The 25,688-nt window shown below is 70.8% G+C and carries 25 protein-coding genes, 1 other RNA gene and 1 riboswitch; of the genes, 20 read left to right on the top strand and 6 right to left on the bottom strand.

The annotated features are described in order from the left end of the window. A riboswitch (FMN riboswitch) is annotated at nucleotides 1-122 on the bottom strand. Nucleotides 123-212: 90 nt separating this feature from the next. Next, a complete protein-coding gene (rho, locus tag TthTMY_RS05680; RefSeq protein WP_096410589.1) occupies nucleotides 213-1,493 on the bottom strand; it encodes a transcription termination factor Rho in 1,281 nt (426 codons plus the stop codon). After that, nucleotides 1,490-2,161 (bottom strand): fructose-6-phosphate aldolase, encoded by a 672-nt coding sequence (gene fsa / locus TthTMY_RS05675; RefSeq protein WP_096410588.1) that lies wholly within the window; start codon nucleotides 2,159-2,161, stop codon nucleotides 1,490-1,492. The genes rho and fsa overlap by 4 nt, the downstream gene beginning before the upstream one ends. A gap of 413 nt (nucleotides 2,162-2,574) precedes the next feature. Here fsa and ileS point away from each other — a divergent pair, with 413 nt between their 5' ends. The 4 genes from ileS to TthTMY_RS05655 all read left to right on the top strand — a co-directional run bounded on the left by ileS (nucleotide 2,575) and on the right by TthTMY_RS05655 (nucleotide 8,948). Continuing rightward, nucleotides 2,575-5,706, top strand: a complete 3,132-nt coding sequence (gene ileS / locus TthTMY_RS05670) for an isoleucine--tRNA ligase (protein ID WP_096410587.1) — start codon at nucleotides 2,575-2,577, stop codon at nucleotides 5,704-5,706. 92 nt (nucleotides 5,707-5,798) lie between these two features. After that, complete coding sequence (locus tag TthTMY_RS05665) at nucleotides 5,799-6,833, top strand: M24 family metallopeptidase (RefSeq protein ID WP_223903519.1); 1,035 nt, start codon at nucleotides 5,799-5,801, stop codon at nucleotides 6,831-6,833. Nucleotides 6,834-6,856: 23 nt separating this feature from the next. After that, complete coding sequence (locus TthTMY_RS05660) at nucleotides 6,857-7,711, top strand: cell division protein FtsX (protein ID WP_096410586.1); 855 nt, start codon at nucleotides 6,857-6,859, stop codon at nucleotides 7,709-7,711. A 1-nt stretch (nucleotide 7,712) separates the two neighbouring features. After that, complete coding sequence (locus TthTMY_RS05655) at nucleotides 7,713-8,948, top strand: murein hydrolase activator EnvC family protein (protein WP_096410585.1); 1,236 nt, start codon at nucleotides 7,713-7,715, stop codon at nucleotides 8,946-8,948. A gap of 17 nt (nucleotides 8,949-8,965) precedes the next feature. Here TthTMY_RS05655 and TthTMY_RS05650 read toward each other — a convergent pair whose 3' ends face one another. The 4 genes from TthTMY_RS05650 to TthTMY_RS05635 all read right to left on the bottom strand — a co-directional run bounded on the left by TthTMY_RS05650 (nucleotide 8,966) and on the right by TthTMY_RS05635 (nucleotide 11,091). Beyond that, entirely contained in the window at nucleotides 8,966-9,583 is a 618-nt protein-coding gene (locus TthTMY_RS05650) for a ComF family protein (RefSeq protein ID WP_096410584.1), read from the bottom strand. Then, nucleotides 9,564-10,556: an S-methyl-5-thioribose-1-phosphate isomerase gene (mtnA, locus tag TthTMY_RS05645; RefSeq protein ID WP_096410583.1), complete on the bottom strand. Its 993-nt coding sequence runs from the start codon at nucleotides 10,554-10,556 to the stop codon at nucleotides 9,564-9,566. The genes TthTMY_RS05650 and mtnA overlap by 20 nt, the downstream gene beginning before the upstream one ends. Nucleotides 10,557-10,610: 54 nt before the next feature. After that, a complete protein-coding gene (rpmE, locus tag TthTMY_RS05640) occupies nucleotides 10,611-10,826 on the bottom strand; it encodes a 50S ribosomal protein L31 (protein WP_008632496.1) in 216 nt (71 codons plus the stop codon). 85 nt (nucleotides 10,827-10,911) lie between these two features. After that, on the bottom strand, nucleotides 10,912-11,091 hold the full coding sequence (locus TthTMY_RS05635) for a hypothetical protein (protein WP_096410582.1): 180 nt from the start codon (nucleotides 11,089-11,091) through the stop codon (nucleotides 10,912-10,914). Nucleotides 11,092-11,132: 41 nt separating this feature from the next. On the opposite strand from TthTMY_RS05635, the gene rnpB reads away from it, so the two are divergent. The 16 genes from rnpB to ftsZ all read left to right on the top strand — a co-directional run bounded on the left by rnpB (nucleotide 11,133) and on the right by ftsZ (nucleotide 25,688). After that, nucleotides 11,133-11,502: RNase P RNA component class A (gene rnpB / locus TthTMY_RS05630), an RNA gene on the top strand. Nucleotides 11,503-11,689: 187 nt separating this feature from the next. Continuing rightward, nucleotides 11,690-12,124: a division/cell wall cluster transcriptional repressor MraZ gene (mraZ, locus tag TthTMY_RS05625; protein WP_008632499.1), complete on the top strand. Its 435-nt coding sequence runs from the start codon at nucleotides 11,690-11,692 to the stop codon at nucleotides 12,122-12,124. Then, nucleotides 12,121-12,978 (top strand): 16S rRNA (cytosine(1402)-N(4))-methyltransferase RsmH, encoded by an 858-nt coding sequence (rsmH, locus tag TthTMY_RS05620; protein WP_096410581.1) that lies wholly within the window; start codon nucleotides 12,121-12,123, stop codon nucleotides 12,976-12,978. Before mraZ ends, rsmH begins: the two co-directional genes overlap by 4 nt. Next, nucleotides 12,975-13,220 carry a hypothetical protein gene (locus TthTMY_RS05615; RefSeq protein ID WP_096410580.1) on the top strand — a complete coding sequence of 82 codons (246 nt, stop codon included), beginning with the start codon at nucleotides 12,975-12,977 and terminating at the stop codon, nucleotides 13,218-13,220. Before rsmH ends, TthTMY_RS05615 begins: the two co-directional genes overlap by 4 nt. After that, nucleotides 13,217-14,536, top strand: coding sequence for a peptidoglycan D,D-transpeptidase FtsI family protein (locus TthTMY_RS05610; RefSeq protein WP_096412904.1), 1,320 nt, complete (start codon nucleotides 13,217-13,219; stop codon nucleotides 14,534-14,536). Before TthTMY_RS05615 ends, TthTMY_RS05610 begins: the two co-directional genes overlap by 4 nt. Next, nucleotides 14,520-15,836, top strand: a complete 1,317-nt coding sequence (locus TthTMY_RS05605; RefSeq protein ID WP_096410579.1) for a UDP-N-acetylmuramoyl-tripeptide--D-alanyl-D-alanine ligase — start codon at nucleotides 14,520-14,522, stop codon at nucleotides 15,834-15,836. Before TthTMY_RS05610 ends, TthTMY_RS05605 begins: the two co-directional genes overlap by 17 nt. Continuing rightward, nucleotides 15,812-16,510 (top strand): hypothetical protein, encoded by a 699-nt coding sequence (locus tag TthTMY_RS05600; protein WP_096410578.1) that lies wholly within the window; start codon nucleotides 15,812-15,814, stop codon nucleotides 16,508-16,510. Before TthTMY_RS05605 ends, TthTMY_RS05600 begins: the two co-directional genes overlap by 25 nt. Then, the gene (locus TthTMY_RS05595; RefSeq protein ID WP_223903518.1) at nucleotides 16,501-17,358 is read left to right on the top strand and encodes a phospho-N-acetylmuramoyl-pentapeptide-transferase; all 858 of its coding nucleotides are present in this window, start codon (nucleotides 16,501-16,503) and stop codon (nucleotides 17,356-17,358) included. Before TthTMY_RS05600 ends, TthTMY_RS05595 begins: the two co-directional genes overlap by 10 nt. Continuing rightward, on the top strand, nucleotides 17,355-18,608 hold the full coding sequence (locus tag TthTMY_RS05590; RefSeq protein ID WP_096410577.1) for a Mur ligase family protein: 1,254 nt from the start codon (nucleotides 17,355-17,357) through the stop codon (nucleotides 18,606-18,608). The genes TthTMY_RS05595 and TthTMY_RS05590 overlap by 4 nt, the downstream gene beginning before the upstream one ends. Continuing rightward, nucleotides 18,587-19,648 (top strand): FtsW/RodA/SpoVE family cell cycle protein, encoded by a 1,062-nt coding sequence (locus tag TthTMY_RS05585; protein ID WP_157745767.1) that lies wholly within the window; start codon nucleotides 18,587-18,589, stop codon nucleotides 19,646-19,648. The genes TthTMY_RS05590 and TthTMY_RS05585 overlap by 22 nt, the downstream gene beginning before the upstream one ends. After that, nucleotides 19,645-20,664 carry a UDP-N-acetylglucosamine--N-acetylmuramyl-(pentapeptide) pyrophosphoryl-undecaprenol N-acetylglucosamine transferase gene (locus TthTMY_RS05580; protein WP_223903517.1) on the top strand — a complete coding sequence of 340 codons (1,020 nt, stop codon included), beginning with the start codon at nucleotides 19,645-19,647 and terminating at the stop codon, nucleotides 20,662-20,664. The genes TthTMY_RS05585 and TthTMY_RS05580 overlap by 4 nt, the downstream gene beginning before the upstream one ends. Beyond that, complete coding sequence (murC, locus tag TthTMY_RS05575) at nucleotides 20,661-22,001, top strand: UDP-N-acetylmuramate--L-alanine ligase (protein WP_096410576.1); 1,341 nt, start codon at nucleotides 20,661-20,663, stop codon at nucleotides 21,999-22,001. Before TthTMY_RS05580 ends, murC begins: the two co-directional genes overlap by 4 nt. Next, the gene (locus TthTMY_RS05570; RefSeq protein ID WP_096410575.1) at nucleotides 21,991-22,788 is read left to right on the top strand and encodes a UDP-N-acetylmuramate dehydrogenase; all 798 of its coding nucleotides are present in this window, start codon (nucleotides 21,991-21,993) and stop codon (nucleotides 22,786-22,788) included. Before murC ends, TthTMY_RS05570 begins: the two co-directional genes overlap by 11 nt. A 12-nt stretch (nucleotides 22,789-22,800) precedes the next feature. Then, a complete protein-coding gene (locus TthTMY_RS05565) occupies nucleotides 22,801-23,385 on the top strand; it encodes an FtsQ-type POTRA domain-containing protein (protein ID WP_096410574.1) in 585 nt (194 codons plus the stop codon). Further along, complete coding sequence (gene ftsA, locus TthTMY_RS05560; protein WP_011173162.1) at nucleotides 23,382-24,617, top strand: cell division protein FtsA; 1,236 nt, start codon at nucleotides 23,382-23,384, stop codon at nucleotides 24,615-24,617. The genes TthTMY_RS05565 and ftsA overlap by 4 nt, the downstream gene beginning before the upstream one ends. A 12-nt stretch (nucleotides 24,618-24,629) precedes the next feature. Next, complete coding sequence (gene ftsZ, locus TthTMY_RS05555; RefSeq protein ID WP_096410573.1) at nucleotides 24,630-25,688, top strand: cell division protein FtsZ; 1,059 nt, start codon at nucleotides 24,630-24,632, stop codon at nucleotides 25,686-25,688.

The following is a 25,688-nucleotide window of genomic DNA, read 5'->3' as shown; positions in this document are numbered from 1 at the left end:
GCCCTCCTTCTCCCATCCGGACTTTCACCGTCGGCCCCGGAATTCCACCGGGTCGGGCCCCTTTAGGGGCTTCGCGGGCTTTCACCGCCGGTGGGGACTTCCACCCCGCCCCGAAGGAGGTGCCGAAGCACCTGGCCTTAGCATACCACCCGCCGGGAGCCCAAGCCCCCAGGGAGGCCCCGGCAGAGGGTTTCCGCGGAAACCCAAAGGGGTCAGCGGGCAGCCAGGGAGGCCAGGAACTCCTTGTTGTTCTTGGTGCGGGCGAGCCGGGCGAGGAGCATCTCCATGGCCTCCGCGGGGTCCATGTCTGCCAGGACCTTGCGCAGGAGCCACATCTTGTGGGTAACCTCCTCGCCGAGAAGCAACTCCTCCCGCCTCGTGCCGGACTTGAGGATGTCAATGGCGGGGAAGATGCGCCGCTCCTCCAGGCGGCGGGAGAGGTGGAGCTCCATGTTGCCCGTCCCCTTGAACTCCTCAAAGATCACGTCGTCCATGCGGCTACCCGTCTCCACGAGGGCGGTGGCGAGGATGGTGAGGCTCCCGCCCCCACGGATGTTCCGGGCCGCCCCCAGGAAGCGCTTGGGGAAGTAGAGGGCGGCGGAGTCCAGGCCGCCCGAGAGGGTGCGCCCCGTGGGCGGGGTCACCAGGTTGTTCGCCCGGGCCAGGCGGGTGATGGAGTCCAGGAGGATCATCACGTGCCCCCCCTCCTCCACGATGCGCTTGGCCCGCTCGTGGACGAACTCGGCCACCCGGATGTGGTTCTGGGGCGGCTCGTCAAAGGTGCTGGCGATGACCTCGGCCCCCTGGACGCTTTCCCGGAAGTCCGTGACCTCCTCGGGGCGCTCGTCAATGAGGAGGACGATGACCTTGATGTCGGGCTCGTTCTTGAGGACGGCGTTGGCGATCTTCTTGAGGAGGGTGGTCTTCCCCGCCTTGGGGGGGGCCACGATGAGGCCGCGCTGGCCCCGGCCGATGGGGGCGAGGAGGTCAATGACCCGGGTGGAGAGCTCGTCCGGGGTGGTTTCCAGCCGGATCTGCCGGTCGGGGAACTGGGGGATGAGCTCGTCAAAGCGGGGGCGGCTCTTGGCGGCCTCGGGGTCCAGGTTGTTCACCGCCTCCACCTTGAGGAGGGTGGCGTAGCGCTCGTTCTCCCGGGGCGGCCTGGCCTGGCCCACCACGTAGTCCCCGGCCCTCAGGGCGTACTGCTTGATGAGCCCCGCCGAGACGATGGCCACCCGGGACTCCAGGTTGTGGAGGTTCTCGGTGAGGAAGCCGTACCCGTCCTGGCTGATCTCCAGGTAGCCCTTGACCAGCCTCAGCCCCTCTCCCTGGGTCTGCCGCTCCAGGAGGGCCATGATGAGCTGGTCCTTCTTCATGCGCTTGTAGCCTTCAATGCCCGCCTCCTGGGCCAGGAGGTGGAGCTCGGGCAGGATCTTGCTGGCGAGCTCCTGGTAGGTGAGGGGGGTTTCCTGAAGGGTTTCCTTCCTCCTCATGGCTTCACCTTCTCCCAGTCTTCCAAGAAACGCTTAAGGCCGATGTCCGTGAGGGGGTGCTTCAAGAGCTGCTTGAAAACAGCGTAGGGCATGGTGGCGATGTCCGCCCCCAGAAGGGCGGCCTCGGTGACGTGCCGGGGGTGGCGGATGGAGGCGGCGATGACCTTGACGGGAAGGTCCTGGACCTGGATCATCTCCACGATCTCCCGAAGAAGCCCCCCCCCGTCCCAGGAGATGTCGTCCACCCGCCCCAGGAAGGGGCTCACGTAGCTGGCCCCAGCCCGGGCGGCGAGGAGGGCCTGGTTGGCGGAGAAGATCAGGGTCATGTTGACCTTGATCCCCTCGGCGGCAAGCCGTTTGCAGGCCTTGAGGCCTTCCTCGGTGGTGGGGAGCTTGACCACGATATTGGGGTGGATGGCGGCAAGCCGCCTGCCCTCCGCCGCCATGGCGGGGGCCTCGAGGGCCGTCACCTCCGCCGAAACCGGGCCGCCCACCGTTTCGCAGATCGCCCGTAGGTGGGCGGCGAAGGCCTCCTCGGTCAGGGCCTCCCCCTTGGCGGCGAAGGCCTTGGCCACCAAGGTGGGGTTGGTGGTCACCCCGGAGAGCACCCCCCAAGCGGCGATCTCCCGTATCTCCTCCAAGCTCGCGGTGTCCAAGTAAAGCTCCATGACCGGCTCCTTGTGGCGTGGGAAGGTTTCGGCTTGGCCTCAGTCTAGCAGGCCCCGGGCGGGCGTTGTCAAGCCAGGGCATGGGCTGCTAGCATGGGCTTAGCCGCCGACGGGGGATTTTACCCCAGAAAGCAGGCGGTGTAAAGGCGAGGATGGGGAGAGTACCCCTGCCCAAGAGCCCCAAGCGAGCCGGGGAGGGTGGGAGCCCGGCGGTGAGGGCAGGCGGGAAGATCGCCCCGGAGCCGCGGGAGGAAAGGGGCCCAAGGCCCCGAGTAATGCCCGCCGGGTGGCGCCCGTGATCGCGCCCCAACGAGGGCCTGGGGGCTTCCCCAGGAAGCGCGGTGGTACCGCGGAAGCCTTTCGTGGCTTTCGTCCGCGCCTTCGGGCGCGGGCGTTTTGCTAGGAGGTGGGAGATGTTCAAGGAGGTCGGCGAGCCCAACTTTCCCAAGCTGGAAGAGGAGGTCTTGGCCTTCTGGAAGCGGGAAAAGATCTTCCAAAAGAGCGTGGAAAACCGCAAAGGCGGTCCCCGCTACACCGTCTACGAGGGCCCTCCCACCGCCAACGGCCTCCCCCACGTGGGCCACGCCCAGGCCCGGAGCTACAAGGACCTCTTCCCCCGCTACAAGACCATGCGGGGCTACTACGCGCCCCGGAGGGCGGGCTGGGACACCCACGGGCTTCCCGTGGAGCTGGAGGTGGAGAAGAAGCTCGGCCTCAAGAGCAAGCGGGAGATTGAGGCCTACGGCATCGGGCGCTTCAACCAGGCCTGCCGCGAGTCCGTCTTCACCTACGAGAAGGAGTGGGAGGCCTTTACCGAGCGCATCGCCTACTGGGTGGACCTGGAGAACGCCTACGCCACCTTGGAACCCACCTACATTGAGAGCATCTGGTGGAGCCTGAAGAACCTCTTTGACCGGGGCCTCCTCTACCGGGACCACAAGGTGGTGCCCTACTGCCCCCGCTGCGGCACCCCCCTCTCCTCCCACGAGGTCGCCCTGGGCTACAAGGAGATCCAAGACCCCTCGGTCTACGTCCGCTTCCCCTTGAAGACCCCCGAACGGCTGGGCCTTAAGGAGGCGAGCCTCCTCATCTGGACCACCACCCCCTGGACCCTGCCCGGGAACGTGGCCGCGGCGGTCCACCCGGAATACACCTACGCCGCCTTCCAGGTGGGAGACGAGGCCCTGATCCTGGAGGAGGGGCTGGGGAGGAAGCTTTTGGGCGAGGAAACCCCGGTCCTCAACACCTTCCCGGGCAAGGCCCTGGAAGGCCTTCCCTACACCCCCCCCTACCCCCAGGCCCTGGAGAAGGGCTACTTCGTGGTCCTTGCCGACTACGTGAGCCAAGAGGACGGGACGGGCATCGTCCACCAGGCCCCCGCCTTCGGCGCCGAGGACCTGGAGACGGCGAGGGTCTACGGGCTTCCCCTTCTGAAGACCGTGGACGAGGAGGGGAAGCTCCTCGTGGAGCCGTTTAAGGGCCTCTTCTTCCGCGAGGCCAACCGGGCGATCCTAAGGGACCTGAGGGGGCGGGGCCTCCTCTTCAAGGAGGAAAGCTACCTCCACAGCTACCCCCACTGCTGGCGGTGCTCCACCCCCCTCATGTACTACGCCACGGAGAGCTGGTTCATCAAAAACACCCTCTTCAAGGACGAGCTCATCCGCAAGAACCAGGAGATCCACTGGGTGCCCCCCCACATCAAGGAGGGCCGCTACGGGGAGTGGCTCAAGAACCTCGTGGACTGGGCCTTAAGCCGCAACCGCTACTGGGGGACACCCCTCCCCATCTGGGTCTGCCAGGCGTGCGGCAAGGAGGAGGCCATCGGGAGCTTCCAGGAGCTAAGGGAAAGGGCCACGAAGCCCCTCCCCGAGCCCTTTGACCCCCACCGCCCCTACGTGGACCAGGTGGAGCTCGCCTGTGAATGCGGCGGGACCATGCGCCGCGTCCCCTACGTCATTGACGTCTGGTACGACTCCGGGGCCATGCCCTTCGCCGCCTTGCACTACCCCTTTGAGCACCAAGAGGCGTTCCGGGAGAGCTTCCCCGCGGACTTCATCGCCGAGGGGATTGACCAGACCCGGGGCTGGTTCAACTCCCTCCACCAGCTCGGGGTGATGCTCTTCGGCTCCATCGCCTTCAAGAACGTGATCTGCCACGGCCTCATCCTGGACGAAAAGGGGCAGAAGATGTCCAAGTCCAAGGGGAACGTGGTGGACCCCTGGGACATCATCCGGGAGTTCGGGGCGGATGCCCTCAGGTGGTACATCTACGTCTCCGCGCCTCCCGAGGCCGACCGGCGCTTCGGGCCCAACCTGGTTCGGGAAACGGTGCGGGACTACTTCCTCACCCTCTGGAACGTCTACAGCTTCTTCGTGACCTACGCCAACCTGGACCGGCCCGACCTCAAGAACCCCCCTCCCCCCGAGAAGCGGCCCGAGATGGACCGCTGGCTCCTCGCCCGCATGCAGGACCTCATCCAGAGGGTGACGGAGGCCCTCGAGGCCTACGACCCCACCACGAGCGCCCGCGCCCTGAGGGACTTCGTGGTGGAGGACCTCTCCCAGTGGTACGTCCGCAGGAACCGGCGCCGCTTCTGGAAGAACGAGGACGCCTTAGACCGGGAGGCGGCCTACGCCACCCTCTACGAGGCCCTCGTCCTGGTGGCCACCCTCGCCGCCCCCTTCACCCCCTTTCTCGCCGAGGTCCTGTGGCAGAACCTGGTGCGGAGCGTCCGGCCCGAGGCCAAGGAGAGCGTCCACCTCGCCGACTGGCCCGAGGCCGACCCGGCCCTGGCCGACGAGGCCCTGGTGGCCCAGATGCGGGCGGTGCTCAAGGTGGTGGACCTGGCCCGGGCGGCCCGGGCGAAAAGCGGGGTCAAGACCCGCACCCCCCTTCCCCTCCTCCTCGTCACCGCCCCCACCCCCTTAGAGCGGGAGGGGTTGAAGCGCTTCGCCCACGAGATCGCCGAGGAGCTCAACGTCAAGGAGGTCCGGGTCCTGGAACCCGGGGAGGAGATCCTCTCCTACAGGGTCCTGCCCAACCTCAAGCTCCTGGGGAGGAAGTACGGCAAGCTCGTCCCCAAGATCCGGGAGGCCCTGCAGAGGGAAAGGGAGCGCGCCGCCGCCTTGGCGCTTAAGGGCGAGGCCATCCCCCTGGAGGTGGAGGGCGAGGCCCTCACCCTCCTCCCGGAGGAGGTCCTCCTCGAGGCCGAGGCCCCCAAGGGCTACCAGGCCCTGGAGAAGGACGGGTACGTGGCCGCCCTCAAGGTGGAGGTCACGGAAGCCCTCCGCATGGAGGGCCTCGCCCGCGACCTCATCCGCCTCCTGCAGCAAGCCCGCAAAGACATGGGCCTCAGGGTCTCGGACCGGATCCGGGTGGGCTACGAGGCGGAGGGCCCCTACCTCGAGGCCCTGAAGCGGCACGGGTCCTGGATCGCCGAGGAGGTGTTGGCCACCGCCTTCGGGGAGGGCCTCTTCGGCGGGTTTGAGGCCCGGGTGGAGGACGAGGAGGGCAAGGCGGTCTTCCACCTGGCCCGGGCGGAGTGAACCCCCCGATGCTGGCGCAAGCCAGCATGGGGACCCCGCAAAGGCCTCCCTAAGCTTTACCGGGGGGAGGGGCCTTGGGGTATAGTGCCCCCGTGTTGCCGAAGGACCTCCTAGAGCCCCTCGGGCTTGACGCCCTCCTCGTCACCCGGCCGGAGAACGTCCGCTACCTTTCGGGCTTCCCCCACCCCGAGGACGCCCAGGTCCTGATCACGGGGGAAGGGGCTTTCCTCCTCACCGACCCCCGCTACCCGGAGGCCGAAAGGGAAAGCCGCATCCCCGCCAAGGTCCTCAAGCGGGAGGAACGGGAGGCCCTCCTCAAGACCCTGAAGGGCCGGGTGGGCTTTGAGGCCGAGCACCTCCCCTACGCCGCCCTAGAGCGCCTGAGGGAGCTCGTCCCCGCCGAGTGGGTGCCCACCAAGGGGGTGGTGGAAAGGCTCAGGCTCCGAAAGACCCCGGAGGAGGTGGAGAGGATCCGCAGGGCCCAGGCCCTGGCGGAGGAGGCCCTGGCCCACGTCCTCCCCCTCCTCAGGCCGGGGGTGGAGGAGCGGGAGATCGCCCTGGAGGTGGAGTTCTTCCTCAAAAGGCGGGGGGCCGAAGGGGCGGCCTTCCCCCCCATCGTGGCCTCCGGGGAGCGGGGGGCCCTGCCCCACGCCCGGGCCTCGGAGAAGCGCCTTAAGGAAGGGGAGCTCGTCACCCTGGACCTCGGGGCGCGGCTTGAGGGGTACCACTCGGACATGACCCGCACCTTCGCCCTCGGCAGGCCCAAGGAGGAACTCCGCCGGGCCTACGAGGCGGTGGCGGAAGCCCTGGAGGCGGCCCTCGCCGCCTTAGCCCCCGGGAAGCCGGGCAAGGAGGTGGACGCGGTGGCCCGAAAAGTGCTGGAGGCCCACGGGCTGGACCGCTACTTCGTCCACTCCTTGGGCCACGGGGTGGGCCTCGCCGTCCACGAGGGGCCGAGCCTCTCCCCCTACGGCGAGGACGTCCTGGAGCCCGGCATGGTGGTGACGGTGGAACCCGGGGTCTACCTGCCGGGGCTTGGCGGCGTGCGGGTTGAGGAGCTCGTCCTCCTCACCGAAAGCGGCGTGGAGCTCCTCTCCCGTTTTCCCCGGAACTTTCAGGAGCTCTAAGGCAAAGCCCGTAAGATGGGGGCGTGTACGCCATCCGCGAGGGGCTAAAGCAGGTCTTCCGCCACCCCACGGCAAGCCTCGCCACCTTCTTCACCGCCCTGGTCTCCTTCACCCTGCTCTACTTCCTGGGGCTCCTCCTCTGGAACCTGGAGCGGGTGGTCCAGACCATGGAGCGGGAGCTGGAGGTGGCCGCCTTCCTCGGCCCCAAGGCGGACGTGGAAGGCCTCCTCGCCGAGATCCAAGGGTGGCCCGAGGTGGCCTCTGCCCGGCTCCAGACCAGGGAGGAGGCCCTGGCCCAGCTGGTCCTGGACTACCCCTATCTGGCGGAGGCCAAGGACCTGGTGGAAAACCCCCTGCCCGACACCCTGCGCCTGCGGCTTAGGGAACCCGAGGCGGTGCGGCGGGTGGCGGCGCGCCTCGCCCGCCTCCCCGGGGTGGAAGGGGTGGAGTACGGGGGAGAGATCACGGAAAGGCTCGTCCAGCTCCTCCAGGGTAGCCGCGTGGCCATGCTGGTCCTCGTGGGGCTTCTCCTCCTCAACACCTTCTTCAGCGTCATGGGCGCCATCCGCCTGTCGGTGGAGAGCCGGCGGGAGGCCCTGGGCATCATGCTCCTCGTGGGCGCCACCCGGCGGTTCATCCAGGCCCCCTTCGTCGTGGAGGGAGCGTTCCTCACCTTGGGCGCGGGGCTTCTCGCCGTGGCCGTGGGGGCCTTCCTCTACCGGGCCCTGGCCCAGGCGGTCCAGACCCTCCTGCCCTTCGTCCCCGTCCTCTCCCCCGAGGACCTGGGGCGGACGGCGGGCCTCGTCCTCCTCCTGGCCCTCGTCCTGGGCGCAGGCGGGGCTTTCGCCGCAAGCCGGGCCCACCTGCGGGAGGTGTGAGGTGGGCCGCCTCCTCCTCCTTGTCCTCCTCCTCCTCGCCCCCGCCTGGGGCCAGGACCTCGTGGCCCAGGAAAGGCGCGTCCAGGCCCTGGAGGCCCAGGCCGCCCGGGCCCGGGCCCTGGAGGAGGAGGCGGCGAAGCGCATCCAGGCGCTGAACCGGGAGCTCGCCCAGATCTCCCAAAGGCTCAAGAACCTCCTCGGGGAAAAGGCGGCCTTGGAAAAGGAGATCGCCCGCCTCGAGGCCGAAAGGCGGCGGCTCAAGCAAGAGGCGGACCGCCTCGAGGAGGAGGTGCGGCAAACGGAGGCCCGGATCGCCAAGCTGGAGAAGGACCTCGAGGCCCTGCGGGAAAGGCTCCAGGCCCTCATGGTGAGCCTGCACCGGGAGCGGGCAGGCCGCTACCTTCCCTTGCTTAGGGCCGAGTCCTTCACCGACCTCGCCGTCCGGGCCCGCTGGGTGGGGTACATCTCCCGCCAGGACACCGCCTTGGTGAAGACCCTCCAGGCCACCCTGAAGGCCCTTAGGGAGGAGAAGGCGAGGCTGGAGCTTCTGGTCCAGTCCCTCACGGCCAAGGAGGCGGAGCTTGCCGAGACGCAGCGGGCGCTGGAAGCGAAGCGGCGGGGGCTTGAAGCGGTCCTCGCCGAGCTCAGGCAGGAGGAGGCGGGCAAGAAGGCCCTGCTGCGGGACGCCCTCGAGGAGCGGGCCCAGCTCCAAAGCCGCCTGGCCGAGCTGCAAAAGCGGCTCCTGGAGGAACGTCAACGCCTAAAGGCCCTCCAGGAGGAGGCCGAACGGCGGCGCCGGGAGGAGGAGGCCCGCCGGGCCGCCCAGGCCAGCGTGGTGGTCCCGCCGCCCCCTCTTCCGGCCACGGTGGGCCGCCTCGCCTTCCCCGTCCCCGGGGGACGGATCGCCGTCCCCTACGGGAAGGAAGGCCCCTTCCAGGTCATCGCCGCCCCCGCCCCGGGAAGCCCGGTCCAGGCGGCCGCCGACGGGTACGTGGCCGGGGTCTTGTACCTGCCCAACCTGGGCTACACGGTGATGCTGGTCCATACGGAAGAGCTGGCGACCGTCTACACCAACCTGCAGGCCCCTTTGGTGCAGGAGGGGGACCGGGTGCGCCGGGGCCAGGTGATCGGCTACCTGGGCGGGGGCCTCCTCATCCAGCCCAACGAGCTGGAGTTCCGCGTGGCCCTCCGCACGGGGGACGCCACCCGCTTCGTGGACCCGAGCGCCTACTACTGAGGCCGGAGCGCAGGGGCTTATCGGTAAGGCCCCAAGGCCCCAGGGTCCCGCACCGCCAGGAAGGCCCCGTAGACGTAGGCGGCCCCCGCCTCGAGGAGGGCTCCCCGGGCCCGGAGAAAGGTGGCCCCGCTGGTGAGGACGTCGTCCACCAAAAGCCAGGCCCCCTCCACCCGCACCCGGGCCCCGAAGAGGTCGCCCGGGAGGAGGCGGCGCTCCTTGAAGCCCCGGGTGGGCTGGCCCGGGGTGTACCGCCTCCGGAAGAGCACCGGGCGGTAGGGCACCCCTAGGGCCCCGGCGAGGGCCCGGGCCAAAACCTCGGGCGGGTTGTAGCCCCTGAGGGCGAGCCGGTGGGGCAGGGTGGGCACCGCCGTGACGCCCTGGAGCCGCCACCCCCTCGCGGCCACGGCCCGGGCCAGGGGCTCGGCCAGCGCCCGGGCCAAGGCCTCCCGCCTCCCGTACTTCAGCGCCCGCACCAAGGGGCCCACCCGGGCGTAGTGGCCCAGGTAGACCATCTCCCCCGTGGAAAAGGCCTCGAGGCCCGCCCGGCAACGCCCGCAGAGGGCGGGAAGGTCCAAGGGCCCCCCGCACCCCGGGCAGGCGTGGCCCAGCAGGGCCTCAATCCAGCCCCAAGGCACGCCGCAACCCCTCGGCGAAGGGGGGGTAGAGGACCCCCTTCTCCGTGATGATCCCCGTGAGGTACCGGTGGGGCGTCACGTCAAAGGCGGGGTGGTAGGCGGGAAACCCCTCGGGGGCGATCCGTACGCCGCGGAAGGCCACCACCTCCTCCGGGGAGCGTTCCTCTATGGGGATCCCCTCCCCGCTCGCCAACCGGGGGTCCACGGAGGAAAGGGGCAAGGCGGCGTAGAAGGGGATCCCGTGGTGGTGGGCCAGCACGGCGAGGGCGTAGGTCCCCACCTTGTTGGCGAAGTCCCCGTTCAGGGCCATGCGGTCCACCCCCACCACCACCGCGTCCACGGCCCCCCGGGCCATGAGCCAGCCCGCCATGCTGTCGGTGATCAGGGTGGCGGGTACCCCCGCCTTCTGGAGCTCGTAGGCGGTAAGGCGGGCCCCTTGGAGGTAGGGCCTGGTCTCGTCCACCCAGACGTGCCGCACCCGCCCAAGCCTGTAGGCCTCCACGATGGCCCCAAGGGCAGTGCCGTAGCCGCCCGTGGCCAGGGGACCCGTGTTGCAGTGGGTGAGGACCTGGCCCCAGAGGACCTGGGCGCCGTGGCGGCTGATGGCCGCCTCCGTTTCCTCCACCTCCCGCCAGATGCGCCGCGCCTCGAGGAGGCTTCCCGCCAGGTCCCCCCAAAAGGGGCGCATCCGGTCCAGGGCGTGGAAGAGGTTCACCGCCGTGGGGCGGCTCGCCCTGAGCCTCCGGTCCGCCTCCTCGAGGTCCTCCCCCGCCAGGTGGGCCAGGACCATGCCGAAGGCGGCGGAGACGCCGATGGCCGGCGCCCCCCGGACCACCATGTCCCGGATGGCCTGGGCCATCTCCCGGGCGGTGCGCACCGGGACGTAAACCTCCTCCTGGGGCAGGCGCCTCTGGTCCAGAAGCCAGAAGACCCCCTCCTCCTCCGCAAAGCGAAAGGGAAGCACCCGATCCACGCCGCCTCCTAAAGGAAAGCGGGCGGGGCCGTCCCCCGCCCTAGACCCGAGGGCCTAGCGCCCCTTGCGGTAAGAGTCGCCGTAGCGCCGCTGGAACCGCTCCACCCGCCCCTCGGTGTCCACGAAGCGCTGTTGCCCCGTGTAGAAGGGGTGGCACTTGGAGCAGACCTCCACGTAGATCTCGGGCTTGGTGGAGTAGGTCTCAATGACGTTGCCGCAACCGCAGATGATGCGGGCGGGAACCAGCTTGGGATGGATGCCTTCCTTCACGTTCGCCTCCTTCTTCGCACGGTCTTGGCCGTGCGCAAGCCACCTTTCAGTGTACAGGGGGTGAACCCCTAAGGGCAAGGCCTCCTCACCCCGGGGGAAGCCTCCGCCAGCGCCGCCTGGGCCAGACGCTCCTAAGAAGGGAGAGCGCTCCGAAGCCCAGAAGGGCCAACACCCCCACCGCCCAAAGCACCGCCAGAAGCCCCAGGCCCACCAGGGCGAAAAACGCCAAGAGCAATGGCCACGACCAAGCGGGAAGCCTTCGCACCCCTTTACCCTAACCCACACGCTGGCTAAAATAAAGTCGCCCGGGACGAGGGCGCGGTCGCGCCCAAGGGCCAACCCCCTTGGGTGAGGAAAGTCCGGGCACCATAGGGCAGGGTGCCAGGTAACGCCTGGGCGGGGTAACCCGACGGAAAGTGCCACAGAGAAGAGACCGCCAGCGGCCGGGGCTTCCCCCGGTGCGGGCAAGGGTGAAACGGTGGGGTAAGAGCCCACCGCCTGGCCTGGCAACAGGCCGGGGCACGGCAAACCCCACCCGGTGCAAGGTCCGGTAGAGGGGAAGGGCTTGCCCGGCCCGCCAGAACCCCTGGGATGGGCCGCTTGAGGCCGGTGGCGACACCGGTCCCAGAGAGATGACCGCGGAAAACAGAACCCGGCTTACGCCTCGTCCCGGAGGCGCCCGAACGTTCGGGCGCCTGTTTTTTCGCCCTGGGGTGGGACAGAAGTGGGAGGAAAGTGGGAGAGAGTGGAAAACTGTGGGACGTCCATGCTATACTTCGCGTCAGAAAACCTTCCAGCCTCACGGTCCCCGGAGGCCCTCCTCTGCTCCGGACCCGCGGCCGGAAGGTGGGACCAGGTGGAAGATGCCCTTCGGCGAGTACCAGTACAGCCTGGACGACAAAGGGCGGGTGGTCATCCCCGCGCCCTTCCGCGACTTCGTGGAGGACGGGCTGGTGCTCACCCGGGGGATGGAGGGGTGCCTCTACGTCTTCCCCCTGGACCGGTGGAAGAAGATTGAGGAGCAGCTGGTCAACCTGCCGCTGACCGACGCCGAGGCCCGGGCCTTCGTGCGCTTCTTTTACTCGGGGGCGCACAAGACCCGGATGGACAGCGCCTCCCGGGTCCTCATCCCCCCGCCCCTCCGCCTCTTCGCCGGGCTCAAGGAGGGGGGGGAGGTGGTCATCGCCGGGGCCCCGGGGAGGCTGGAGATCTGGAGCCAGGAGCGCTGGTGGAAGGCCATTGAGGAGGTGCTGGCCAAACCGCCGGCCCCGGAGGCCTTGAAGGGACTGGTGGGATGAGGCCCATGACCCACGTTCCCGTCCTCTACCAAGAAGCCCTAGACCTCCTCGCCGTCCGGCCCGGGGGGGTGTACGTGGACGCCACCCTGGGCGGGGCGGGGCACGCCCGGGGCATTCTGGAGCGGGGAGGCCGGGTCATCGGGTTGGACCAAGACCCCGAGGCCGTGGCCCGGGCTAAAGGCCTCCACCTCCCCGGCCTCACGGTGGTGCAGGGCAACTTCCGCCACCTGAAGGGCCACCTCGCCGCCCTCGGCGTGGAGCGGGTGGACGGGATCCTGGCGGACCTCGGGGTCTCCAGCTTCCACCTGGACGACCCAAGCCGGGGCTTCAGCTACCAGAAGGAAGGGCCCTTGGACATGCGCATGGGCCTCGAGGGCCCCACGGCCAAGGAGGTGGTGAACCGGCTTCCCCTCGAGGCCCTCGCCCGCCTGTTGCGGGAGCTCGGGGAGGAACCCCAGGCCTACCGGATCGCCCGGGCCATTGTGGCCGCCCGGGAGAAGGCCCCCATAGAGACCACCACCCAGCTTGCGGAGATCGTCCGCAAGGCCGTGGGCTTCCGCAGGGCGGGCCACCCGGCCCGCAAGACCTTCCAGGCCCTCAGGATCTACGTCAACGACGAACTCAACGCCCTTAAGGAGTTCCTGGAACAGGCCGCGGAGGTCCTGGCCCCAGGAGGGCGGCTCGTGGTCATCGCCTTCCACTCCCTGGAGGACCGCGTGGTGAAGCGCTTCCTACGGGAAAGCGGCCTAAAGGTCCTCACCAAAAAGCCCCTCGTCCCCTCGGAAAAGGAGGCGGCCCAAAACCCCAGGGCCCGGAGCGCCAAGCTCCGGGCGGCGGAAAAGGAGGCCCCGTGAAGGCGGCGTTGCGGCTCGGGCTCATCTACTGGGCGGTCCTCCTCCTGGTCTTCGCCCTAGGGCACCGGAACCAGGCGGAGAAGGAGGCCAACGCCAGGCTGGCGCGGGAGCTTCAGGCCCTAGAGGCGCAAAAGGCGGCCCTCGTCATGGAAAAGTGGCGCCTCCTCCGCCCCGAGCGCCTCCTGGCCTGGGCGGAGGAGGAGGGGTTCGTCCCCATGAGCCTGGGGAGGTGGTCCCGGTGACCGCAGGCCGGGAGCGGGTCCACCTCGTGGTCCTCGGCTTCCTCGCCTACGTGGCCCTCCTCGCCCTCGGGGTCTACACCCTGGCCCTCCACCCCCCGAGGATCCAGCCCGCGCCCCCCCCGCCCCCGCCGCCTCGAGGGGGGCTTTACGCTGCCGACGGCACCCCCCTCGCCCTCACCCTGGAGGGGAAGCGGCTCCACCCCTTGGGGCGGAGCGCAAGCCAGCTCCTGGGCTTCGGGGAGCGGGCCTCGGGCCGGGGCCTGGAGGGGCTGGAGCGGGACCTCAACGCCTCCCTGAGCGCGGGGCGGTCTTACACCCTGACCCTGGAACCCTTCGTCCAAGCCCTGGCGGAAAGGGCCCTTTGGCGCGGGCTAGGGGAAACCCGCGCGGACTACGGGAGCGCCGTGGTCATGGACGCAGAGGGGCGCCTCCTCGCCGTGGCCAACGGCCCCCCCTTTGACCCCGATGCCCCGAGGAAAAGCCCCGAGGAGGACATCTCCTGGCGCAACCACGCCTTCCTCGTCCCCTTGGAACCGGGGTCCACGGCCAAGACCCTGACCGCCGCCATGCTCCTGGAGGAGGGCGCCGCCACCCTGGCCACCCGGGTGGAGGCCCCCATGCGGAGGGAGCTTGAGGGCTGGACCATACGGGACATCGTCCCCCACCCCCCCGTCCTGACCCTGGAAGAGGTGCTCCGCTACTCCTCTAACGTGGGCATCAGCCTCCTCGCCGAACGCCTTCCCAAGGAAACCTTCTTCGCCTACATGGAAGCCCTGGGCCTCACCCGCACCGACCTCCTGCCGGGCGTCCGGGTGGCACCCCCCCTCTTCCAACCCCCAGAGAAGTGGAGCCGGGTGGCCTACGCCAACCACACCTTCGGCCAAGGCTTCCTCATCACCCCCCTGCACCTGGCCGCCGCCTACGGGGCCCTGGTGGACGGGGTCTACCGGACCCCCGTCCTCCTCAAGGGAACGGAGGGCCGTTCCTGGCGCGTCTTCTCCCCGACCACGGCCCAGGCCCTGCGGGAGGCCCTGGCCCGGGTGGCCGTGCCCACAGCCCACCTTCCGGGCTACCGCCTCGGGGGCAAGACGGGCACCGCCCAGGTGGTGGTGAACGGGCGCTACTCCCAGGAGGTGTTCACCGCCTGGTTCGCCGGGTTCGTCCCCGCCGACCGCCCCCGGTTCACCGTGGTGGTCGCCGTCCACCACCCCAAAACCCGGATCCACGGGAGCCAGGTGGCCGCCCCCATCTTCCGGGAGATCGCCGCCGGGCTCTTGGCCTGGGCGGGCCTGCCCCCCTATGCTGAAGGGCGGTGAGGATGTTATGCAAGGGACGCATGTTAGGGAACTAACGCCGGAGTGGGTGGCCCGGGCCGTGGGAGGACGGCTCCATCCGGGCGGAGGACCGGTGCGGGACCTGGTCTGGCACAGCGGCGCCGCCACGCCGGGAAGCCTCTTCGCCGCCCTCCCCGGGCGCACCACCCACGGGCGGCGCTACATCCCGGAGGCCCTGGCCCGGGGGGCAAGCCTGGTCTTGGCCGATCAGGCGGGCCCCGCCACCTTGGAGGTGGAGGACCCTTGGCAGGCCCTCCTGCGCCTGGGCGAGGCCCTCCGCCGCCTCTTCCCGGGCCCGGTCCTGGCCGTGGGGGGAAGCTCGGGCAAGACCACCACCAAGGAGGCCCTGGCCCAGGGCCTGGGCCTTCCCGCCCCTCCGGGGAACCTCAACACCGCCCCGCCCCTCGTCCGCTTCTTCTGGCACCTGGACCCCCAAAGCCCCGGGGCCGTGGTGGAGCTCGGCGTGGACCGCCAGGGGGAGATGGCGGAGCTCTTCGCCCTGGCGAAGCCCCACCTCGCCGTCCTCACCGCCCTCGGGGAGGAGCACCTGGAGGCCTTCGGCACCCTGGAGAAGGCGGTGGAGGAGGAGGCCCACCTCCTCCGGGCCCCCACCGCCTTGGTGGGCGAGCAGGCCGCCCCCTTCGTCTTGAGCCTCAGGGAAGACCTCCTCGTCTACGGGTTCGCCGAGGGCACCTTCCGGGGACGGGAGTTGGAGCTCGGCCTCCGGGAAAGCCGCTTCCGCTACGGAGGGCTCCTCGTGCGCGTTCCCTACCCCGGGCTGGGCCCCGCCTACGGGGCGCTCGCGGCCCTGGCGGCGGCCGAGGTTCTGGGCCTTCCCCTGGAAGAGGTGGCGGAAAGGCTCTCCCGCCTCACCCTCCCTCCAGGGCGCATGGAGACGCGGGAGGTGGGCGGCGTGGTCTTCGTCAACGACGCCTACAACGCCAACCCCCTTTCGGTGAAGGCCGGCCTCCGCTGGCTCGCCGCCCAGCCGGGGCGGAAGTGGGCCGTGCTCGGGGAGATGCGGGAGCTCGGCAGGGAAAGCCTCCGCCTCCACCTCGAGGTGGCGGAGGAGGCGGCGAGGCTGGGCCTCTCCCCCCTCTACCTGGGGCCCCACGCCCGGCACCAGGCCGCCTTCTCCGGCGAGGCGGTGGAGCGCCTGGAGGAAGCCCTGGCCTGGCTCAAGGCCCGGGTGGCCCCGGGGGACCTCGTCTACCTCAAGGCCTCCAGGGCCGTGGGCCTGGAACGGATCGTGGAGCTATGGGACGCGCCCTTCTCCTCCTAGTCCTCCTTGCGGCCTGTGCCCCCTTTCCCGAGGGGCCAGGCCTGCCCTACCCCGGAGGGTTCGTCCGGGGAAGCGTGGTGGAGGGCCGCTTCCAGGCCATCCTCCCCGGGGCGCCCCTCCTCGTGGACGCGGACGCCGAGGCCCTCTACGCCGCCTACCCCTACCAGCTCCTCGAGGTGCGGGCGGGGAAGGTCCAAAGCCTCCCCCTTCCCGGGGTGCCCCGGTTCCTCAGGGCCCGGCCCGGCCTCGCCGTGGGCCTCGAGGGCGGCGTCCTTACCCCAAGAGGCCTCCTCCCCTACCCCGCCCGAGACGCCCTGGAGACCCCCGAGGGCCTCTACTGGGTGGACGCCGAGGGGCTCCACCTGGAAGGCCGCCGCCTCCTCCCCGGGAGCTTCCGCCAGGTGGTGGCCTGGGAAGGGGAGGTGGTGGCCCTGGGGACGGAGGCCCACTTCTTCCCCTCGGGGCGGCGCCTCGCCCTGCCCGCCCCCGCCCTCAAGGCCCAGGCCGCCCGGTGCGGGGTGGCCTTCCTCGCGGAGGGCGGGCTCGCCCACCTCCTCACCCCCACCGGCCTCATCCCCCTGGGCCCGGCGGAGGACCTCGCCGCCTGGGAGGACACCCTCTACCTCAGCCCCGGGGAACGGAAGCTCCGCTGCGGGGAGGTGCCATGGTCCTAGCCACCGCCCTCCTTCTCGCCTGGGTCCTCACGGCCTTCTGGATCGCCTTGGCCCCCGGCCTGGGCCTGGGAAAGCGGGTCCGCGCCGAAGGCCCCAAGGCCCACCTCGCCAAAGCAGGCACCCCCAGCATGGGCGGGGTGGCCTTCCTCCTGGCCGCCGCCCTGGCCTACGGGCTTCACGGGGGGGACGCCTTTAAGGGGCTTTGGCTCCTCGGCCTCGGCTTCGCCCTCCTCGGGGCGGTGGACGATCTTTCGGGAAGCCGCCTAAGGCCCCTCAGGGCCCGGGAGAAGCTCCTCGCCCAGGGGGTCATGGGCCTCGTCTTCGCCCTCTGGGCCTCGAGGCTCGTGGACTACACCCCCTGGCCCTGGCTGGACGTCCTCCTCATCCTCCTCGCCGTGGTGGGGGCGGCCAACGCCTTCAACTTCACCGACGGCCTGGACGGCCTCCTCGCCTCGGTGACCGCCGTGATCCTCCTGCCCTTCTACCCCTACCCCCTGGCCCAGGCCCTGCTGGGCGGGGTGCTGGGCTTCCTCTGGCACAACGCCCCCCGGGCCAAGGTCTTCATGGGGGACACGGGGAGCCAGGCCTTGGGGGCCATGGTGGCGGGGCTCTTCGTCCTCACGGGGAAGCTCTGGCTCCTGCCCCTCGCCGCCATCGTCCCCGTGGCGGAGGTGCTCTCGGTGGTGGCCCAGGTGGCCTACTTCCGGCGCACGGGGCGCCGCCTCCTCCGCATGAGCCCCCTCCACCACCACTTTGAGCTCCTCGGCTGGGACGAGGCCAAGATCGTCTTCCGCTTCGCCGTGGTCACCGCCTTGGCCGTGGCCCTGGCCTTCGGAGGTGGAGGATGAGGCTCGTCTACGGCTTAGGACGAAGCGGCCTCGGCGTCCTCCGCTTCCTGAGGAAACGGGGGCTTCCCGCCCGCTTCTACGACGACCGCCCCCGGGAAGAGGAGGTGAGGGAGGCTTTGGCCCTGGGCTTCCGGCCGGACTGGGACCTGGAGGAGGCCTACGAGGAGGTGGTGGCCGCCCCCGGGGTGCCCCTGGACCACCCCCACCTGAGAAGGCTCACCGCCCGGGGCGCCAAGGTCCTCGGGGAGGCGGAGCTCGCCTACCGCCTCTCCCCCACCCCCATCGTGGGGATCACGGGAACCGCGGGCAAGACCAGCACCACCCTCTTCACCGCCCACCTCCTCCGCGCCCACGGGCTTAGGGCCCGGGAGGGGGGGAACGTGGACCCCCCGCTCGTGAGCGTGGTGGACGAGGCGGAGGTGGCTGTGGCGGAGCTCTCCAGCTTCCAGCTGGAAAGGGTCCACGCCTTCCGCCCCAGGGTGGCCGTCCTCCTGAACCTCGGGGTGGACCACCTGGACCGGCACGGCACCGTGGAGGCCTACCACGCCGCCAAGCTCAACCTCCTCAAAAACCTCACCCCCGAGGACGCCCTCGTCTACAACCGCCTGGACCCCAAGGTGCGCCGGGCGGCGGAGGCAAGCCCCGCCCGCCTTTACCCCTTCACCCCGGGGTCCACCCCCAGGGAGACCAACCTCCAGGCCGCCTTGGAGGCCACGCGGGCCTACCTGGACCTCCTGGGGAGGCCTCTGGACCCCGGGGCCGTGGCCGAGGCCCTAAGGACCCTCCCCGAGGCCCCCCACCGCTTCCAGGCCTTCGCCCGCAAGGGGGGGGTGGTCTTCATTGACGACTCCATCGCCACGAGGACCGAGGCGGTGCGGGCCGCCCTCGAGGCCGCCCCCGCCCCCATCGCCTGGATCCTGGGCGGGAAGGACAAAGGGGCCGACCTCGCCCCCCTCCTCCCCCTCCTCGGCCGGGTCCGGGTGGCCCTGGCCCTCGGCCGGGACGGCCCCCGCTTCGCCCGGGCCCTGGAGGGGAGGACCGAGGTGGTGGTCATCGCGGAGAAGGACGGCCGCACCGCCATGCGCAAGGCGGTGGAGGAGGCCCTCTCCCGGCTGGAGCAGGGGAGCGTCCTCCTCGCGCCCCTGGCGGCGAGCTTTGACCAGTTCCGCGACTACAAGGACCGCGCCCAGGCCTTCCGGGAAGCGGTCTTCGCCTTGGGAGGTGAGCCGTGGACCCCGTCCTCCTTCTAAGCGCCCTCCTCCTCCTCGCCTTCGGCCTCATCGGCGTGGGCACGGCGGAGCCCGGCCTCCTCCAGGACCACCTCCTCCGGGTGGCGGCCGCCCTCCTGGCCCTGGCCCTCGGCCACCTCCTCCCGCCCCGCCTCCTCCTCCGCTACGCCCTCCACGCCCTGGTGGGCGTCCTCTTCCTCCTCGTCCTGGTCCTCCTCGTGGGGGACGGGCCCGGGGGGGTGCGCCGCTGGTTCTACCTGGGCCCCGTGGCCCTCCAGCCCTCGGAGCTCGCCAAGCTGGCCCTGATCCTCTACCTCTCCTCCTTCGTGGGGCGGCGGGGGGAGGACTACCCCATCCTGGGGCCGGTCCTGGCGGTGGGCTCCCTGGTGGGCCTCGTCCTGGTGGAACCCGACTTCGCCACGGCCGCCTTCCTCGCCGGGCTGGCCGCCCTCCTCTTCGTCCTCGCCGGTGTCCCCTGGCCCCGACTCCTGGGGATGGGCCTGGCGGTGGCCCTGGTCGTCCTCCCCTTCTCGGGGCTCTACCTCGCCCAGTTCCGCTACGTCTCCGAGCGCTTTGCCAACTTCGTGGACTACCTCCAGGGCGAGTCGGAGCCGGGGGGCGGGGCCTACCAGGTGGTCCAGGCCAAGAAGGCCCTCCTCTTAGGGGGCCCCTTCGGCCAGGGACCGGGGGCCACCCTGCCCCACCTGCCTGAGGCCCACAACGACATGGTCTTCGCCAGCGTCGTCTTCGCCACCGGGTGGCTCGGCGGGGCCGTGGTCTTCCTCCTCTACACCCTGATCCTATTGAGGAGCCTGGCGGTGGCCCTGGGCCTGAAGGGCGGGGAGCGCCTCCTCGCCCTCGGCCTCGGCCTCTACCTCACCCTCCAGGCGGCGCTCAACATCGGGGTCACCCTGGGGGTCCTCCCGGTGACGGGGGTGCCCCTGCCCCTGGTGTCCTACGGGGGCAGCAGCCTCTTGGTCTCCGGCTTCGCGGTGGGCCTCCTCTCCCGGCTCGCCCGGGAGGCGGCGGAGAGGCCCAGGGGGAAGGAGGTGGCCCGGTGATCCTCCTGACCGGCGGGGGCACGGGGGGGCACCTCTTCCCCGCCCTGGCCGTGGCGGAGGAGCTTGGGCGGCGGGGCCACCCCGTCTTCTACCTGGGGGCAGAGGGGGGCCTCGAGGCCCGCCTCCTCCCCAAGACCCCCATCCCCCACGCCCTCATCCCCGCGGGGAAGCTGGACCGGAGCGCCCTAAGGCCCCAGGAGGCCCCCAAGGTGCTCCAAGGGGTCCTCCGGGCCCAGGCCCTCCTCCGGCGCCTCAGGCCCAAGGCGGTGCTCAGCACCGGGGGGTACGCCGGCTTCCCCGGGGGGATGGCGGCGAGCCTCCTCGGCATCCCCCTCCTCCTCCACGAGCAGAACGCCCGCCTGGGCCTCGCCAACCGGGCCCTGGCCCCCCTGGCCAAAGGCCTGGCCCTCTCCGTCCCTCTGGCCCTCCCCGCACCCCTGGCGCGGAAAGCCCGGGTGGTGGGCTACCCCGTGCGGGAGGTGCGCCACCCCAAGGACGAGGCCAAGCGCAGGCTCGGCTTTGACCCCCAAAGGCCCCTCCTCCTCGTCCTCGGGGGGAGCCAAGGCAGCCTGGAGCTCAACGAGCGCCTCCCCCCGGTCCTCAAGGGCCTCCCCGTCCAGGTGCTCCACCAGGTGGGGGAAAGGTGGGTGGAGCGCTTCCGGCCCCTCGAGGGGGAAGGCTACCGGGTGGAGGGCTTCGTGGACACCCCCCTGGCCATGAGCGCCGCCGACCTCCTCCTCTCCCGGGCCGGGGCAGGGACGTTGGCGGAGGCGGCCTTCCACGGCCTCCCGGCCATCCTCTTCCCCCTCTCCCCTAAGCTGGACGGCGGGGCCCAGCTCGCCAACGCCCGGGCCTACGCCCAAGCGGGGGGGGCGGTTTTGGGGGCGTGGGACCGCCTTGCCTCCCAGATCCTCGAGGCGCTGGAAGACCTGGAGGCGCGCCGAAGGGCCATGGCCCGCCTCTCCCCCGAGGGGGCGGCGGCGCGCCTCGCCGACCTTCTGGAGGCGTTCCTATGAGAAAGGCGCACATCATGGGCATTGAAGGCGTGGGCATGAGCGCCCTCGCCCGGCTCCTCATGGCGGAAGGGGTGGCGGTGACGGGGTGCGACCTCGCCCCAGGGCCCAGGGCAAGGCGGCTCGGGGTTCCCGTGCACCACGGGCACGACCCCGGCCACCTCGCCGACGAGGACACCCTGGTGGTCCCCACCCCCGTGCCCCTGGACCACCCCGAGGTGGTGGCGGCCCGGAAGAGGGGCCTTAGGGTCCTCCGCAGGATGGAGCTCCTCGCCCACTTCCTCGCGCAAAGGCCCTCCGCGGGCGTGACCGGCACCCACGGCAAGACCACCACCACGGGGATGCTCGCGGCCATCCTCCTGGAGGCGGGCCTGGACCCCTGGGTCTTCCTGGGGGGGGAGCTCGCCCTCCTCCCCGGGAACGCCCGCCCCGGCCGGGGGCCCCGGGTGGCCGAGGTGGACGAGTCGGACCCCCTCTTCCGGGAGGTCCGGGTGAGCGTCGCCGTGGCCACCAACCTGGAGGCGGACCACGTGGCCCCCCCGGGGGAGCGGGCCCCCAACTACCACGAAAGCCTCGAGGCCCTAAGAGAGGCCATGCGGGGCTTCCTCGCGGGCGCAGAAACCGTGGTGGTCCCCGCGGCGGACCCGGGCCTCCTCGCCCTCACCGAGGGGCTTCCCCGGAGGCTCTTCGGCCCCGGAGGGGAGGTTTGGGCGGAGGCGGTGGACCTAAGCCCCTCCTGTACCTCCTTCCGCCTCGTCCACCGGGAAGGCCCCCTGGGGGAGGTTCAGCTGCGGGTGCCGGGGAAGCACAACGTCCACAACGCCCTCGCCGCCGCCCTCGCCGCCCTGGCCCTGGGGGCGTCCCCGGAGGCCATCTCCCGGGGGCTTTCCCGCTTCCCCGGCGTGGGGCGGCGGTTTGAGCGGGTGGGGGAGGTGGGCGGGGCCTGGGTGGTGGACGACTACGCCCACCACCCCACCGAGGTCCAGGCCACCCTGGAAGCGGCCCTCCTCTCCGGGCGGCGGGTCCGCGTCTTCTTCCAGCCCCACCGCCTCCTCCGTACCCAAGAGCTCTGGGAGGCCTTCGCCCAGGCCCTCAAGGGGGCCCACGAGGTGGTGGTCCTGCCCGTCTACACCGCGGGGGAGCGGGGCCGGGAAAGCCCCGAGGCCCTTTCCGACCGCATCGCAAAGAGGCTTGAGGACCTGGGCCGGTCCGCGCGCCGGATGGACAAGGAAGAGGCCCTGGCCTACGCCCGCGCCACGGCAAGGCCCGAGGACCTCCTCCTCTTCATGGGGGCCGGGGACGTGACCCTTCTCGCGCGGAGGCTCGTCCATGAAGGTTGAACGGGTGCTGCTCAAGGACTACACCACCTTGGGGGTAGGGGGGCCGGCGGAGCTTTGGACCGTGGAGACCCGGGAGGAGCTTAAGCGGGCCACCGAGGCCCCTTACCGCGTCCTGGGCAACGGCTCCAACCTCCTCGTCCTGGACGAGGGGGTGCCGGAGCGGGTCATCCGGCTTGCGGGCGAGTTCCAGGCCTACGACCTGAAGGGCTGGGTGGGGGCGGGGACCCTCCTTCCCCTCCTCGTCCAGGAGGCGGCCCGGGCGGGGCTTTCCGGCCTCGAGGGCCTCCTCGGCATCCCCGCCCAGGTGGGCGGGGCGGTGAAGATGAACGCGGGCACCCGCTTCGGGGAGATGGCCGACGCCCTGGAGGCGGTGGAGGTCTTCCACGACGGCGCCTTCCACGTCTACCGCCCGGAGGAACTCGGCTTCGGCTACCGGAAAAGCCGCCTCCCCCCCGGGGGCATCGTCACCCGGGTGCGCCTCAAGCTGAAGGAGCGCCCCAAGGAGGAGATCCTGAGGCGCATGGCCGAGGTGGACCGGGCCCGCAAGGGCCAGCCCAAGCGGAAAAGCGCCGGCTGCGCCTTCAAGAACCCCCCGGGCCAGTCGGCGGGGCGGCTCATTGACGAGCGCGGCCTCAAGGGGCTTCGGGTGGGGGACGCCATGATCTCCTTAGAGCACGGCAACTTCATCGTCAACCTGGGCCAGGCCCGGGCAAAGGACGTCCTGGAGCTCGTCCGCCGGGTCCAGGAGGAGCTTCCCTTGGAGCTGGAGTGGGAGGTGTGGCCGTAAAGGAGGGGTAAGATGGGCGTGGTGAAAGGCGTTCTCCTCCTCATCCTCGGGGCGAGCCTCTACGTGGCGAGCCTCGTGGCCGTCCCCGTGGAGGAGGTGCGGGTGGAAGGGCTACGCCACCTCTCCAGGGAGGCCGTCCTGCAAACCCTCCGCCTCGCTCCGGGCGACCCGTGGCTTTGGGTCTCAGGGAACAGGCTCCGGCCCCTCCTGGAAAACCCCTGGGTGGCCGAAGCCCACCTGGAAAAGCCCGCCTTGGGACAGGTGGTCGTCCGGGTGCGGGAACGCCGGCCCTTCCTCCCCCTGGAAACCGGGGACGCCCTGGCCGAGGACGGCGTCCTCCTCCCCCAAGGAGCCCCCCTCGCCCCCGGGCCCCGGGTGCGGGGGGTAGGGCCCCTCCCCCGGGAAGCCCTCCTCTCCCTGGGCCGGGCCTTCCCCCAGGCCCGGGAGATCCGCTACACCCCGGCGGGCTTCTGGGTGGAGCTGGAAGGGGCCACCCTCTTTGCCCCCGAGGCCGCGTATCTGCTAAAGTACGCCCAAACCGCGCGCCCTAAGGGGCGGGTTTTCGTGTATTCTTGGGGGGTGAGTCAGCGCCCATGATCATCGCCGGTTTGGACGTAGGCACCACCAAGGTCACCACCGTCATCGGGGAGCTCGCCCCTGACGGCGTTTTGGACATCATCGGCGAGGGCACCGTCCCCTCCCAGGGGCTGCGGCGCGGGGTGGTGGTCAACCTGGAAAGGACCACGGAGGCCATCCGCCAAAGCCTCTTCCAGGCGGAAAGGGTGGCCGGGGTCAAGGTGGAGCGGGTGGTGGTGGGCGTGGGTGGCCCCCACCTCAAAAGCGTCACCAGCCACGGCCTCGCCGCCATCCGCCGCGGCCACACCATCGCCGAGGCGGACGTGGAGCGGGCCATAGAGCAGGCCAAGGCCTACCCCTTTGAAGGGGAGCTGGAGCTTTTGCACGCCCTGCCCCTGGAGTTCAAGGTGGACGGCCAGGAGGGGATCCGGGACCCCGTGGGGATGGCGGGGGTGCGCCTCGAGGTGGACGTCCACCTCATCGCTGCGGGCCGGGGCCCCCTCGCCAACCTGCGCCGGGCCGTGGAGGAAGCGGGCCTCGCCCTGGACGCCGTCTGCGTCCAGGCCCTGGCCAGCGGGCTCGCCGTCCTCACCCCCGAGGAGGAGGAGATGACCGTCCTCCTCCTGGACATCGGCGGCGGCACCACCGACGTGGCCGTCTTCCGGGGCGGAAGGCTCGCCCACTCGGCCGTGGTGCCCCTGGGCGGGGACCACGTGACCCACGACATCGCCCAGCTCCTCAAGATCCCCTTTGAGGAGGCGGAACGGGTCAAGCGCAAGTACGGGGCCGCCCTGCCGGAGCTCGCCGACCCGGAGCTCGTCCTGGAGATCAACCAGGAGGGCGGCGCCCTGGGCGAGGTTCCGGCCCCGGAGCTCGCCCGCATCATCCGGCCGCGGATGCGGGAGATCCTCCATCTGGCGCGCCAGAGCGTGGACGAAACCCTGGGGCCTTTGGAGATCCAGGTCAACCGCGTGGTCCTCACGGGGGGCGGGGCCCTCCTCCGGGGCACCGACCTCCTCGCCCGGCAGCAGTACGGCCTCCCCGTGCGGGTGGGCAAACCCCAGGGGGTTTCGGGGCTTACGGACGTGGTCGCCTCCCCCGCCCACGCGGCGGCGGTGGGGCTCGTCCGCTACGGGGCAAGCCTCCCCCTAAAGCCCCAGGAGGCCAAGCGGATCAGGGAAAAACCGGAGGACAAGCCCAAGGGCGAGGGGCTTTGGGCCAGGATCAAGGAGTTTCTGAGCAACCTGTTCTAGAGGGAGGGGGGTATGGAAGGAGCGGTCATCAAGGTCATCGGGCTCGGGGGTGCGGGGAACAACGCGGTGAACCGCATGATTGAGGCGGGGCTTTCCGGCGTGGAGTTCATCGCCGCCAACACGGACGCCCAGGTGTTGGCCAAAAGCCTCGCCGACCACCGGATCCAGCTCGGGGAGAAGCTCACCCGGGGCCTCGGGGCCGGGGCCAACCCCGAGATTGGGGAGAAGGCGGCCCTCGAGGCCGAGGACCTCATCGCCGAGGCCCTGGAGGGGGCGGACCTCGTCTTCATCACCGCGGGCATGGGGGGCGGCACGGGGACGGGAAGCGCCCCCGTGGTCGCCGACATCGCCAAGCGGCTCGGCGCCCTCACCGTGGCGGTGGTGACGCGCCCCTTCAGCTTTGAGGGCCCCAAGCGCATGCGCACCGCCGAGGAAGGCATCAAAAAGCTCAAGGAGCGGGTGGACGCCATGGTGGTGGTCCAGAACGACCGCCTCCTCTCCGCCGTGGACAAGAAGATGACCTTAAAAGACGCCTTCCTCATCGCCGACCGGGTGCTGTACCACGGGGTCAAGGGGATCACCGACGTCATCAACCTCCCCGGCCTCATCAACGTGGACTTCGCCGACGTCAAGGCCCTCTTGGAGGGCGCGGGCCAGGTGCTCATGGGCATCGGGGCGGGGCGCGGGGAAAACCGGGTGGAGGAGGCGGCCAAAAGCGCCATCCACAGCCCCCTCCTGGAGCGCTCCATTGAAGGGGCCAGAAGGCTCCTCCTCAACGTGGTGGGCTCCGAGGAACTCTCCCTCATGGAGGCCGCCGAGGTGGTGGAGAGGATCCGGGAGGCCACGGGCCACGAGGACGTGGACATCCTCTACGGGGTCACCTACGACGAGCGGGCCCAGGACGAGCTCCGGGTCATCCTCATCGCCGCGGGCTTCGCGGAGAGCACCGTGGTGCCCCGCCCCGCCCGCCCCGTGGACTTCCCCACGGGCCACGTGGACCTGACGAACTACGACATCCCCGCCTTCATCCGCTACGGGGACGGGGACTACCCGCCCAGGCGGGGCAACTGA

Source organism: Thermus thermophilus, assembly GCF_019974155.1.
Lineage (GTDB): Bacteria > Deinococcota > Deinococci > Deinococcales > Thermaceae > Thermus > Thermus thermophilus_C.
This window is presented reverse-complemented; position numbering and strand designations above follow the sequence as displayed.